Source organism: Desulfolutivibrio sp., assembly GCF_036584575.1.
Taxonomy (GTDB): domain Bacteria; phylum Desulfobacterota; class Desulfovibrionia; order Desulfovibrionales; family Desulfovibrionaceae; genus Desulfolutivibrio.
On the sequence record NZ_JAZHDB010000190.1, the window covers coordinates 17,598 to 30,410 of the forward strand.

Annotated in this window: 11 protein-coding genes; 7 read left to right on the forward strand and 4 right to left on the reverse strand. The window is 65.7% G+C overall.

The window, feature by feature from the left end; all coding sequences use genetic code 11:
- Window positions 1–158 precede the first annotated feature (158 nt).
- The 6 genes from V3572_RS13615 (at window position 159) to V3572_RS13640 (ending at window position 5,588) form a co-directional block, all read left to right on the forward strand.
- Entirely contained in the window at window positions 159–1,028 is an 870-nt protein-coding gene (locus V3572_RS13615) for a tetratricopeptide repeat protein (protein ID WP_332111559.1), read from the forward strand.
- A 48-nt stretch (window positions 1,029–1,076) separates the two neighbouring features.
- A complete protein-coding gene (locus tag V3572_RS13620; RefSeq protein ID WP_332111560.1) occupies window positions 1,077–1,406 on the forward strand; it encodes a hypothetical protein in 330 nt (109 codons plus the stop codon).
- A 186-nt stretch (window positions 1,407–1,592) separates the two neighbouring features.
- Window positions 1,593–1,808, forward strand: coding sequence for a hypothetical protein (locus V3572_RS13625; RefSeq protein WP_332111561.1), 216 nt, complete (start codon window positions 1,593–1,595; stop codon window positions 1,806–1,808).
- A gap of 165 nt (window positions 1,809–1,973) precedes the next feature.
- A complete protein-coding gene (locus tag V3572_RS13630) occupies window positions 1,974–2,477 on the forward strand; it encodes a DUF721 domain-containing protein (protein WP_332111562.1) in 504 nt (167 codons plus the stop codon).
- Window positions 2,474–2,821, forward strand: coding sequence for a hypothetical protein (locus V3572_RS13635; RefSeq protein ID WP_332111563.1), 348 nt, complete (start codon window positions 2,474–2,476; stop codon window positions 2,819–2,821). The genes V3572_RS13630 and V3572_RS13635 overlap by 4 nt, the downstream gene beginning before the upstream one ends.
- Window positions 2,822–2,921: 100 nt before the next feature.
- Window positions 2,922–5,588: a valine--tRNA ligase gene (locus V3572_RS13640; protein ID WP_332111564.1), complete on the forward strand. Its 2,667-nt coding sequence runs from the start codon at window positions 2,922–2,924 to the stop codon at window positions 5,586–5,588.
- An 87-nt stretch (window positions 5,589–5,675) separates the two neighbouring features.
- Here the strand turns inward: V3572_RS13640 and V3572_RS13645 are convergent, their stop codons facing one another.
- The 3 genes from V3572_RS13645 to V3572_RS13655 form a co-directional block, all read right to left on the reverse strand.
- A complete protein-coding gene (locus tag V3572_RS13645; protein ID WP_332111565.1) occupies window positions 5,676–8,489 on the reverse strand; it encodes a C25 family cysteine peptidase in 2,814 nt (937 codons plus the stop codon).
- Window positions 8,490–8,674: 185 nt separating this feature from the next.
- Window positions 8,675–9,181, reverse strand: coding sequence for a hypothetical protein (locus V3572_RS13650; RefSeq protein WP_332111566.1), 507 nt, complete (start codon window positions 9,179–9,181; stop codon window positions 8,675–8,677).
- A gap of 2 nt (window positions 9,182–9,183) precedes the next feature.
- Window positions 9,184–9,585 carry a CBS domain-containing protein gene (locus V3572_RS13655; RefSeq protein WP_332111567.1) on the reverse strand — a complete coding sequence of 134 codons (402 nt, stop codon included), beginning with the start codon at window positions 9,583–9,585 and terminating at the stop codon, window positions 9,184–9,186.
- Between the two features lie 182 nt (window positions 9,586–9,767).
- On the opposite strand from V3572_RS13655, the gene V3572_RS13660 reads away from it, so the two are divergent.
- Complete coding sequence (locus V3572_RS13660) at window positions 9,768–11,954, forward strand: SpoIIE family protein phosphatase (protein WP_332111568.1); 2,187 nt, start codon at window positions 9,768–9,770, stop codon at window positions 11,952–11,954.
- A gap of 68 nt (window positions 11,955–12,022) precedes the next feature.
- On the opposite strand, the gene V3572_RS13665 is transcribed toward V3572_RS13660, so the two are convergent.
- On the reverse strand, window positions 12,023–12,493 hold the full coding sequence (locus V3572_RS13665) for a hypothetical protein (RefSeq protein WP_332111569.1): 471 nt from the start codon (window positions 12,491–12,493) through the stop codon (window positions 12,023–12,025).
- Window positions 12,494–12,813: the final 320 nt, after the last annotated feature.

A 12,813-nucleotide genomic window follows, 5' to 3' on the forward strand; every position in this document is an offset into this window, starting at 1 on the left:
ACGGCCCGCAACAGCGCGGTCTTGCAAAGAAAGCGCGGGGCGTTTAGTTTGCAAAAGACTGCGGGGATGTCCGCGCGGGAGTCGCCGGATGCCGGGCCGGGTTTTTTCGTTCCTTGGATGTATCCGTGACGCCACCATCCGCAATGCGGGGAGATCGTATGGCCGCAAAAGGGGCCAAAGCCATCAGGGAAGACGCCGCCAGGGCCCTGTCCCTGAAACGGCGAGGCGAGAGCGCCCGGGCGCTGCGGGCGGCGGCAGAGGCCCTGCGTGGCGCGGCTGGCAACCGGATGGTGGTGGGCCGGGAGCGCATCGAACTGGAATTCCGGTTGCGGGAGATGGTGGAGGCCATGGCCTTGGCGCCCGAGGTGGCGGCCCTGGATGCCGCAGGCCGGGTGGTCTATAAAAAAGGGCTGGAAAAGAAGCTGGCGTTTTTTTTCGATTCCGTGGCCGAAAAGGCCGAGGCCGCCCGGGAGGCCGCCGTGCTGGCAGCCCGGCAGGCGGCCCAGGACGAGGCCGAGGGCTTGATGCGCCAGGCCGTCCAGGCCGTAGCCGACGGGGAATATCCGGCCGCCAGGCGGTTGCTCAACGCCCTGTGCGAGCGCCATCCCGATCGCCCCGGGGTGTGGCGCGAGGCAGGGATGCTTTTGGCCAAGGCCGGATTCCCCCTGGACGCCCTGCCCTTTTTCGACAAGGCCCTGGAGGCCGACCCGCGGGACGGCCCCTGCTACATCGCGGCCGCCGACGCCTGCCGGGAGGCCGGGGAGCCGGGCCGGGCGGAGAAATACCTTAAGGCGGCCGTCAAGTATATCGGCGGCACGCCCCTGGCCTATCTGGCCATGGCCCGGATGTTCGTGTCCGGGCGCAAGTGGGACAAGGCCCACGACGCCGTGCAGTCGCTCTTGTCCCTGGAACCCGGACACCCCGAGGCGGACGGGCTTTTGGCCGAGATCATGCCCCGGGTGGGGATGGACGGAGGGGCGGCCAGGCGGACGGGCAAGCCCATCGTCATCGATTTCCCGAAATTTTAAACCCCCGGGATGCGGCGGCGGATGGTCCCGCATCACAAGGAGCCCTCTATGCGTCGCCTCGTCGTGTCCTGCCTGGTCCTGGCCGGTCTGGCGTGCAGCGGTTGCGCGGGCAAGCAGGCCATGTCCCTGTCGACCTTCCGAGGGCTGTGCCTGGCCAGCGGCGGCGAGAAAAACAGTTCCTGCTCCAGCATGGACATCTGCTATCCGTTGGCCGACCTGCTGGAGAAGGAGCCCGGCTCCCTGGGGCATTGTCTCGACATCTGCCGGGACTACGCCGCAAGCCTGGCCCAGGGCAGCGTCATGAACCGGTGCGCGTCCATGGTGAATATGGCTCAGAACCTGTGCATCAAGTATTGCCGCACCACCTACGAGCCCTGACGCGGTCTTGCCCGGGCACAGGGGCCGCCTTGGCAGGAAACGGCCTGCCCTGGTCCTGACGACGCCTTCCGGGGGGGGGCGCCGGGGCGGGGCGGCGTGTCCGGCGGCGTGGGCCGCCCGTCGCCAGGCCCCTTTACAACGCCCGGTCTGAATTGATAAACTGGCGATTCCAGAAAGGAGTCGCGCATGTCTGTCAAGCTTGTGGAAGGTCAACTGGAATTTCTCAAGGATGTGGCCAAGCTCAGCGAGGTGAGCGACAGCATCGCCTCCCAGTCCCTGCGCTCCTATGTCAAGACCCTGGATGAGACCCAGGCCCTGGCCCCGGACGTGGTTCCCCGGACCGTGACCGTCAAAGCCACCATCGAATCCGACACCGGCCGGGTGGTGGACGACATTTCCTGATGCGGCGGGCGCTCCGTAGGTCGGATTTTCGCCCGGGCCGTCGTGAAGCGTCTGCTTGCCGCAAGGCGCGCCATGCGCCAGACAAGGGGCGCGAAAGCTCCTTTCCCCAGAACGCAGTGTCGGCGGCGGTGTGAGTCAACGGACCATGCCTCGCGCGAGGACGTCATGAAGACGGCGGCCGAGCTCCTGGCGGTCTTTCTGGGACGCCCCGAGGCCCGGCGGGCCTGCCGGGTGGTGGACCTGTACCAGGCCTGGCCCGAGGTGGCGGGCGCGGAATTGGCCGGACACGCCAGGCCCCTGGGGCATCGCGAGGGCACGTTGCGGCTTGGAGTGGACGATCCGGTGGTCATGCAGGAGATGACTTTCGCCGTTCCCGAGTTGCTTGCGCGGGTGAATGCCTGGCTTGGGCAAAACGCTTTTGACAAGATACAGTTCGACCTGATAGGAGGTCGAGTTTCCCTGGACGCGCCGCAGGAGGCGCGTCCGATTTTTCATGTCCCGCAGGCCGTGCGGCCGGAGAATCTGGGCGGATTGCTCGGCAAGCTGGACCCGGCCACGCCTGTTGGGCGGTGTTACGAAAAATACGTGCGCTTTTTTCAGGCGCCCGCGCGTCGCGCGAGCCGCCGCAAGAAGGCGACGAATACGGACCTGGAGGCGAAAAGGATATGAGCGAGGCAATGCAACTGGAGCTGAAAAAGCCCCTGGAAAAGATGACCGCCAAGGAGCTGCGCGAATTGGCCATGAAGCAGCTGCCGCAGGTCGTGGGCGCTTCGGGCATGGGCAAGGACGAGCTTCTGGCCGACATCAAGAAGGTGTTGGGACTTGGCGGCGAGGAAGGCCCCGCAGTCTCCCCCTATAAGGGGCAGATCCTGGCCATGAAGCGCCAGGCCAAGACCCTGCGGGCCAAGAAGTTGGAAGCCGGGGCGAACATGCCGCGCGAGGAGCGGGTGATTTTGCGGCGCAAGATCAACAAGCTCAAGAAGCGTTCCCGCCGTCTGGCCGCCGCGTCCTGAGGCCCGGCCCCCCGTTTTCTTTCCTTCGCGCCGAAGCGCCCCTGCCTTTCGGGCGGCGTTTCGGCGTGATGCGTATTGCCGCAATCCCAAGGAGCACAGCATGGCCACCGAGGCGCTGCCAAGCGGGTATGAACCGGCCGAGGTCGAATCCAGATGGATCGACTACTGGCGGGAGCACAAGACCTTCACCCCGGACCCGGACGGTCCCGGGGATCCCTACTGCATCGTCATCCCGCCGCCCAACGTCACCGGGGCCCTGCACATGGGCCACGCCCTGGACATCACCCTGCAGGACATCCTGTGCCGCTTCCATCGCCAGCTTGGCCGCAAGGTCTTGTGGGTGCCCGGAACGGACCATGCGGGCATCGCCACCCAGAACGTGGTGGAGCGGGCCCTGGCCGCCGAAGGCAAGACCCGCGAGGACTTGGGACGGGAGAAATTCATCGAGCGCGTCTGGGAGTGGCGGGCCCAGTACGGCGGCCGCATCGTCAACCAGATCAAGCGCCTGGGGGCCTCGGTGGACTGGACCCGGGAGCGCTTCACCATGGACGAGGGGCTGTCCCGGGCCGTGCGCGAGGTGTTCGTGCGGCTTTTCGAGGAAGGCCTGATCTACCGGGGCGACTACATCATCAACTGGTGTCCGCGCTGCCAGACGGCCCTGGCCGACCTGGAGGTGGAATTCGCGCCCCATGCCTCCAAAATCTACCATATCCGCTATCCCGTGCAGGGCACGGAGCGTTTCGTCACCGTGGCCACCACCCGGCCCGAGACCATGCTCGGGGACACGGCCGTGGCCGTACATCCCGAGGACGAGCGTTATGCCGACCTGATCGGGGCCTCCGTGATCCTGCCCCTGGTCGGGCGGGTCATCCCGGTCATCGCCGACGCCTACGTGGAGCGGGAGTTCGGCACGGGCTGCCTCAAGGTCACCCCGGCCCACGACATGAACGACTTCGAGCTGGGTCGAAAGCACGGCCTGGCCTGCATCTCGGTCATGGACGGTTCCGGGACCATCAACGACGAGGCCCCGGAGACATATCGCGGCCTGGACCGGCTGGCCTGCCGCCAGGCCGTCCTGGACGATCTCTCGGCCCTGGGGCTGCTGGAGGCGGTCAAGGACTACGAACACAACGTGGGCGAGTGCTACCGCTGCAAGACGGTCATCGAACCCTTCGTGTCCAAGCAGTGGTTCGTGCGCGCCGCCCCCCTGGCCGCCGTGGCCCGCAAGGCCGTGGAAGACGGCCGCACGAACATCTATCCCGAGCAGTGGACCAAGACCTATTACGACTGGCTGGACAACATCCGCGACTGGTGCATCTCCCGCCAGATCTGGTGGGGGCACCGCATCCCGGCCTGGACCTGCGAGGACTGCGGGGAGCTCATCGTGGCCCGCACGGACCCCGCGTCCTGTCCCAAGTGCGCCGGGTCGCGCCTGGTCCGGGACGAGGACGTGCTGGACACCTGGTTCTCCTCGGCCCTGTGGCCGTTTTCCACCCTGGGCTGGCCCGACGACACCCCCGAGGTGCGCGCCTTCTACCCCACCTCGGTTCTGGTCACGGGATTCGACATCCTGTTTTTCTGGGTGGCCCGGATGATGATGATGGGCCTGCACTTCCGCGACGACGTGCCCTTCCGGGAGGTCTACATCCACGCCCTGGTGCGCGACGCCGAGGGCAAGAAGATGAGCAAGTCCACGGGCAACGTCATCGACCCCCTGGTCATGGTGGACCGCTACGGCACCGACGCCCTGCGCTTCACCCTGACCTCGTTTGCGGCCATGGGCCGGGACATCAAGCTGTCCGAGGAGCGCATCCAGGGCTACCGCAACTTCGTGAACAAGCTGTGGAACGCGGCCCGGTTCTCCCTCATGAATCTGGGCGAGGACATCCCGGAGGTGGACCTGGCCGTGGCGGCCAAGATCGGCCCGGCCCACGCCTGGATTCTGGACCGCCTGGAGACGGTGAAGGAGGCCGTGTCCGGGGCCCTGTCCGGCTACCGGTTCAACGAGGCCACCCAGGAGTTGTACGGCTTTTTGTGGCACGAGTTCTGCGACTGGTATCTGGAGATGGTCAAGGTGGACATGTCGTCCGGGGACGAGGCCCGCATCGCCGCCGCCAAGCGCGTGTTGTGGACGGTCCTCTCGGAGCTCTTGACGCTTCTGCACCCCATCATGCCCTTCGTGACCCAGGAGATCTGGAGTCGGCTGCCGGGGGTTTCACAGCCCGATCTGGCCCTGATGCCCTTTCCAGCCGCGCGGCCGCATCTGCGCACCGAGGCGGCGGCCGCCGCCATGGAGCTTTTGCGCCAGGTGGTGGTCGGGGTGCGCAACATCCGGGCCGAGCTGGGCATCTCCCCGGCCTTAAAGCTCACCGCCCTGGTCCGGACCACCTCCGAGGCCGAGACCGCCAGCCTTGCCGCCTGCGAGGAACTGATCCGATTCCTGGCCCGCCTGGAGCGCTTCGAGGTCGGGACCGAGGTGGTCGCGCCCAAGGCCTCGGCGGCGGCCGCCGCCGGAGGGTGCGCCCTGTTCGTGCCCCTGGCCGGGGCCGTGGATTTCACCTCGGAACTGGCCAGACTGGCCAAGGAAGAGGCCAAGGTGGCCAAAGAATTGGACATGGTGGAGAAAAAGCTCCACAACGAGAGCTTCACCTCCCGGGCCCCGGCCGAGGTGGTGGAGAAGGAGCGGGAGAAGGCCCGGGCCGCCCACGAGAAGCTGGACCGGTTGCAGGAGCTGACCACGCGCATCCAGGGACTCATGGAGGCGTAAACCCGCAAGGGGATATCAAAGGCACGAACGCCCCGGCGACCATATGGACGCCGGGGCGTTTTTCATGGCTCGAAAGAGGGTTGCGTCCTATTGTTCCCCGAGCAGAAGCTGCATCACGGACGGCATGGCCGCCGCGCCCGTCTTCGGGGAGAACACGATGGCCTGTCCGGCGCTCAGGCTGGGCGTCAGCGCGCTGTACTGCACCCCGTCCGAGCCGTTCGCGTTCTCGATGCCCACCGTGGCGCTGGCTCCCTTGGAAAAGGACGCGCTGCTGAAGGTGACGTTGGCGTACTGCATGGTGATCTGTCCGGTGCGCTCGGAAAGGATCACCTGGAAGGTGGCCGGGGCCGTGCTCACGGATTCATAGGCGTGGCGCACGTTGCGCCAGGTCACCACCACCCGGGAGTCGGGCGAGGTTCCGATGCGCTGCCAGGATGCCCGGCTTCCCAAAGCGGACTCCAGGGCCAGATCGTCCCAGTACACGGCCACCAGGGCGTTGGGCGGGGAGCCGCTGGGAATGACGGTGTTGTAGCCGTAGCCGCCGCTGGTGGTGAAACTGATGGCCCCGCTGGAATAGACGTGCATGGAGGCATATTTCTTGCCGAAGAAGGGGAATTCGAAGCCCAGGTCCACCTGGCTGGAATAGCCCTGGGCGTTGGTGAACAGGGTGGTGGCCGAGGTGTCGTCCACCCAGGAAGAGGTTCCGGAGGACATCACGTAGGGGCTTGGGCCGATCACCACCCCGGCAATCCCCTGGGTGGCCGTGATATACCCCGCCTTTGAGGCGGTCACGGTCAGGCTGGCGCTTTCCGCCTCGCTGCCCGGGGTCCAGGTTGCGCCATACAGGCCGTCTCCGGCCGCGCCGTCCTGGTGCGCCCCGTCATCGTAGAGCGTGACCGCCGCATCCCCGGTGGTAAAAGACGCCCGCACCGTGGCCCCGAGCAGGACGTCGCCGCAGCCCGTGCCCACCCGGGCCTGGAGCAGGGTGGGGGTGGCCCGGCGGGCCGTGAACGGGGCGGTGGGCGTGGCCAGGGATATCGTGATGGACGTGTCCGTGCAGGACAGGTTCAGGGGGGTGGCTGGGTCGCCCATGAGGTTTGCGGCGAAACTGACCCACCGATAGAGGGGATCGGTGTAGGAGAGGGTCGCCTTGGAGGCGTTGTTGGCCAGTCCCAGGCGGCGGGCGCCCGACTGGAACACGGCGTCCACGAACCTGCGATGCACGAGGTTCGAGGCGCCCTGCACGTAGGTTCCCGGGTTGTACCAGCCGTAGCGGGAGTTTCCGATGGTGGCGAAGGCGTTATGGGAATTTTTGACCAGGAAGTCCTCACCCATGCTGTCCGTGGTCGAGTAACTTCCCGCTTTCGTCCTGCCGTCGAAGGAACTGGAATAGCAGCCTTGCGTATATACAAAAAAATACTTTGAATTGGTGATTGAATCCAGGCTCGAGTTGAAAAGCCGCATGCTGTAATTGACATTGGCATGGCCGAGGTGAAAAATCATGTTGTAGGTATTTCCGGACAGCATGCTTTGCAGGGTGGAGGCGGTCCAGGCGTCCGGGGCCAGATCCCGATCATACAGGGTGTCCCGGGACATGGCGTTCATGCCTTCGTACAGATAGTCCATGCGGTCGCCGCCCCAGGTTGGGTTGGTGTTGGTGTCCATCTTCTCGCCTACCAGAAGCGCCTTGAACGGATTGGCCGTGGTTTCGAAGGCGATGATCTTGCCGATCGCGGTCTGGGCCTCCGCCGTCGTGTCGGCCGGGATGCGGCCCACGGCCACCTCGGCCAGCCAGTCGATGTCCCCGCCGTCCACGCCGTCCGTGGCCTCCCCGAACACGCCGTTGCCGTTGCCGTCCCAGGCGCCGTCCAGACAGGCATAGTAGGAATCAGCCGGGATGTAGCTGTCGGAATAGGAGCCCACCGTGGCCGTGCAGCCCCGGGTGGGCACGGCCTGGTCGGCCTGGACGCCGTCCGCGTCGCCGCCCAGGACCACGAACCGGGCGCCGTGGTTGGCATAGCTGTCTTTGATGTAGTTGCGGATCTTCTCCGCCAGATCGCGGCCGGTCTGGGAGGCGGCGATGGCCTCCACGGTGGTGACGAAGGTGGTGAAGCCGCCCCCGGCGCTTGAGGCCCGGTGGGTCAGAAGCGGGGTGAACGCCGATTGCAGGGCGGCGGTGGTGATGAGCAGATATTGCCGATCCAGGGTCGCGGCCCGGGTCGCGGTTGTGGCCGCATCCCCCAGGAAGGTCTCGTCGTTGTCGATGAAACCGAGGACCGCCTGCTCGTCCTGGCTCTCGCCGCGCGGCCGCAGTCGGCTCGCATCGGCGGTCTTGGCCGGGCTGGTATGCACCGTGACCGTGACCGTTCCGGCGAATTCCACCCGGCCCGAGGCCGGGGCGTAACGTACCGGGAAAAGCTCCGTGAGCACCAGCCGGTAGCCGAGCATGACCTGATCCGACAGCCGCCGCCAGGTCTGGGGCGGATAGGGCGTGTCGCTGCCGTAGATGGACTGGTCCGCCGGTTCCGGCGTCACCGGGGAGGTGTCGCTCATGGGCCGGGGGGATGTCCCATGGGCCAGGACGTAGCTCCCGGGCAGGCTCTGCCAGGGGGCGAAGGCCACCTCCACCTGGTCTACGGCCTCCCCGGCCGGGACGTACAGCCGCGACGTCAGCATGGGCACGATGGGCGCGCCCACAACACTGTCGTTTTGCACGGCGCCGCGGATTTCCATCATGGTCGTGCCGTCCGGCAGGGCGCGCACCTGGGGGCTGTCGATACGATAGGTGTGGGAATAGGTCTCCGCGAAGGCCGCCGGGACTCCGAAAGAAAGTGCAATGAACAACAGCATGCAGGGCCAAAGCCGAAACTGCTTCAGGGAGCCTTTGATCACGGTGTGCATTTTGGAGAACCTTAATGAGGCAGATGAGTTTTGTGGTTGGTGGGGCATCTTGCGCCCGCATTGTTGCGTTCCGTAAGAACTTACGAAACAGGTATCAAGGGAGAATGCATCTTTGCAAATAATTCCGCGCAGTCGGCATTCCCGTTTTCTGAAGATGCAACGCGCGGCAAAGGGAAAACCCCTGCTTAATTGGAGTTCGGCACCCACAGCTTGAATGGCGTGGAGGTGGAGTCCACGCGCTTGATCAGGCGCAGGGCGTACCTGGCGGCCTCGGGGGGGTAGGGGAAGCCCAGGGTGCCGATGTCGCCCTCCACGGGGCGATGGAAGCGAACGCCCCGGCATTCCTCGTCGCCTGCGTTGTCCTCGGCGTCGTAGAAGGTCGCGCAGACCTTGAAAAAAGGCTCGGCCTGCTCGTCGCCGAACAGGTTGTCCATGGTGGAGGGGGGTTTGCGCACGATCCTGGCGGTGATGGTCAATTCCTTGTGGGGCACCTTTTGCAGTTCCAGGCGACCGCCCACGTCGACATATTTTTCTTCGGTTTTTTCCGTCTCCTTGACGCCTGTGACCTGTATGTAGTCATTGTGCAACTCTTTGTAGAGCTTCAGGTCGTCGGCGAAAACCTGGTCGACGGCGGCCCAGGTCAACAGTGTCGCAACGGCCAGGGTCGAAAAGAACCGGAGTGCGGTCTTCATGCTTACGCCTTGCCTTTACGCCCCGGCTCTGGCGCCAGGGGAAAAATGGCCAGTTTGAGAAAATCGGCCTCGGTGACGATGCCCTCCGGTCTGCCGTCCACGACCACGGGCAGACACCCGAATTTGTTGTAGATCATGATTTCCGCAGCCCGGCGCAGGGATTCCTGGGGCCCCACCGTGGTCACGTTCGTACACATGATTTCCTTGATCGGCGCGCTGTCGTCCTTGCGATGGGCCGCCGCCAACAGATCGCGCTGGCTGAGCAGGCCGGTGAGACGGCCGTCGGCGTCCACAATGGGAATATGCCGGATGAACATGTCCTGCATGAGGCGGCTGGCGGTGCCCAGGCTGTCGTTTTCCCCCAGAGACAGGGGACGGGCGGTCATGATGTCGGTGACGCGCATGTCGTGCTCCCGCGCCGCAGATTGCGGCGGATATGATCGATAGGCCGGTAGGCGACGCGCCTGCTTCGCGTTCTTGACGATATGAATTTTTTCCCGAATATGCCATGCAAGTCAAGGCGGCGCCGCCCCGCTGCCGCCCCGTCGCCTCTCCGCTGCCGTCCTGAAACCGCCCTGGAGCCGCCATGCCCTTGCGCTGGAAACTGTTCCTGTTTCTTCTGGCCTTCAGCCTGATCCCCCTGATGGTGGTGTCCGCCGTGCATCGCCAGGGAACCCGCAATCTCGGGAGAAACCTCGGCGAACAGATCAGCGCCGACATCTCGGAGCTCGTGGCCCGGGAACTCACCCAGACGGCCAAGGACTCCGCCGTGGTGATGGCCCGCAGCAAGACCGCCGTGGAATTCGCCACGGACGTCATGGCCCGGGAGACCGGTCGGGTAATGGCCGCCGGGAGCGCGGCCCCGGCCGGGGATGCCCTTGCGGCCGCATCCGATTTCGACCGGGCCGGGGCCGGGCCGACCGACCTGGCCCCACGGCCGGGATATGACCGGGAGACCCCCGGCGGGCGCCTGCCCCTTTTCGTGAGCCGCACCACGGCGTCATGGACCGCGCCTGCGGGGACGCCGGAGGTGGCCGTGCGGGAAGGGCAGGCCGTTTTGGGGGGCGTGGCCCCGATTTTTCAGGAGGTGGCCGGGGAATTTTCCGACGTGCTTTCCTTCGCGGGGGTGGCGCTTGAGGCCGGGCCGTGCGCGGTCTATCCGGGACACGGGGGATTCCCGGAAGACTACGACGCCAGGCGGATGGACTGGTACCTGGCGACCAGACAGGCCTTTGTTGCCGGACGTTCCCGCAGCATCTGGAAGGGGCCCGCCCCCGATCCGGTCACGGGCCGGATGGTGTTCACCGTCTCCCGGCCCATCGCCGGGCCGGACGGGGCCTTTGCCGGGGCGGCGTTCATCGAGGTGCTGCTGCCCCTGGCGCTTCGGGAGGGCGAGATATCCACCCAGTGGTCGGCGGCCCTGCGTACCTATCTGGTGTCGATGGCGCCCCATCCGGACACGGGGGAGAAGGCCCTGCGGATCTGGGCCGGTCCCGAGGACGATGGGCCGCTCTCCCGGAGCATCGCGGCGTCCGGCGACCGGATCGCCGCCGGTCCCTGGCTCCTCTCCGAGGATGGCCCGCGCTATGCGGCGTTCATGGACCTTGTGGCCGCGCAACCCGCCGGGGCCACGGTGATGACCTTCCAGGGGCAGGAGTGCTTCTGGGCCTATGCCACGCCCATGGCCGGGATGCAGTTCGCGCTGGTGTTGCCCTCGTCGGTCGTGGCCCCCTATGCCGATGAGGCCCGACAGGAGATTCGGGACGCCTCGTCCATGGTCTTGGCCACGGCAGGCGCGGCCTCCGTGGCGGTGCTTCTGGCAGTGGCTCTGGGGGCGTTTTGGGGATCGAAGAGCGTGACCACCCCCCTGGCCAAGGTGATGCAGGCCTGGAAGCGGGTGGCGGCCGGGGATTTTTCCACACGCCTGGATTTTCGGACCCGGGACGAGCGGGCCGCCCTGGCCCGGGCCTTCAACGAGACCATGCCCAAACTGGCCGATCACCTGCGGCTGCGCGAGTCCCTGGAACTGGCCAAGGAGGTGCAGGGGAATCTTCTGCCCAAGGCCCCGCCCTGCCTGCCGGGGCTGGATGTGGCGGGGGTCAACCTTTCGTGCGACGAGACAGGCGGCGACTATTTCGACTATTTTCCCGTCCGGCGCGCCGGGGTGACGGAATTGGCCGTGGTGATCGGCGACGTGACCGGGCACGGGGTGCCATCGGCCCTGCTCATGGCCACGGGGCGGGCCCTGCTTTTGGCTGCCGGACAGGAGCTGGGAGGCACGGACGAGGCCCCGCCGCCCTGGCGGCGGCTTACGGTGGCCAACCGGCTTTTGGCCGTGGATGTGGGGGATTCGGGCCGGTTCATGACCCTTTTCTGGGCCGAGATCCATCCGGAAACGGGGCGGCTCCGCTGGGTGCGGGCCGGACACGACCCGGCTTATCTGCTTGAACCCGGGGGGCGGCCGCCCGTGGAGCTGCACGGGGCCGGGCTGCCCCTGGGGATCGTGTCCGATTTCGTCTACCAGGAGCAGGAGGCCGTGCTCGCTCCAGGCCAAATCCTGCTCATGGGCACCGACGGCATTTGGGAGGCCCGGGATGCCTCGGACGGCATGTACGGCAAGGACCGCTTCCTGGAGGTGGCCAGGCGACACGCCGCAGAATCGGCGGCCGCGATCCGGGATGCGGTCCTGTCCGATCTGGCGGCCTTCAAGGGCGGGTTGCCCCTGGAGGACGATGTGACCCTGGTGGTGGTGTCGCGATCTGGGCCCGCATAAGCCCTCCGTGGCGCAGCCCGGGAGGCCGCATCCTGAAGCGCCAGGGCTGCGGCGTAGGCGTTTTTCGGTCAGCTTTCGTCTTTTTTGCCGCCAGTGCTGCCGCTGTACATGCGGATGGGCTTTGCAGCGTCCTTCGGATGCAGCAGCACTACAAGCCGTCCGGGACGTTTCCCGATCTTTTGGGCATGTCGCATGTCGCTGACTGCGATGTCGATGCGTTTGCTGAAGCGCGGCGACATGGTGTCCTCGATGATGAATACGCCGAGATCTTCGATATAGACCTTTTTCCCGTATTCCCACCCCGCCCGGAGCAGATCCCTGGAAACAGCCACGATGCCCGGCCTGATTTTGGTGCCGATGGCCGTGCCCACCGGTTTTCCGGCCCCCATGTTCTCCCGGGGGTTGTCGGTATAGGCGGTGACCGTGGCCCGGATGGACTTGCCGATGTGGTAGGTGTCTTTGAGGCCGTGGATGTCTGCAAAGGCAACTGACGTGAAACAAACTACTATGGAAGCAACAATACAAATAAATACTTTCATTCTGTAATACTCCTTCTCTATGATTTGCGCATAAGAACCGTCCTAGGCAGGAAGGTGTGGTGGAAAGGCATGGGCGCAGAGCGAGAAATAGGGGTGTAAGACAAGGTGATTTACGGCAGTGTGGGAATATCCTTTGAATGCTCTATCGGCGTGACGAGGCAGTGCGGGGTGTTTTTTTGTCCACGTCAGGGAGCGGCTAGGTACTCAAGGAATGGGGGCTTGTCAACCCGCTCCCGGGGATGGGGGGGGCGGGGGACGAAAAAAGCGGAGGCGGCCACTCGGCCGCCTGCCAGACGGATGACAAAGCCCCGGTTCTAAGA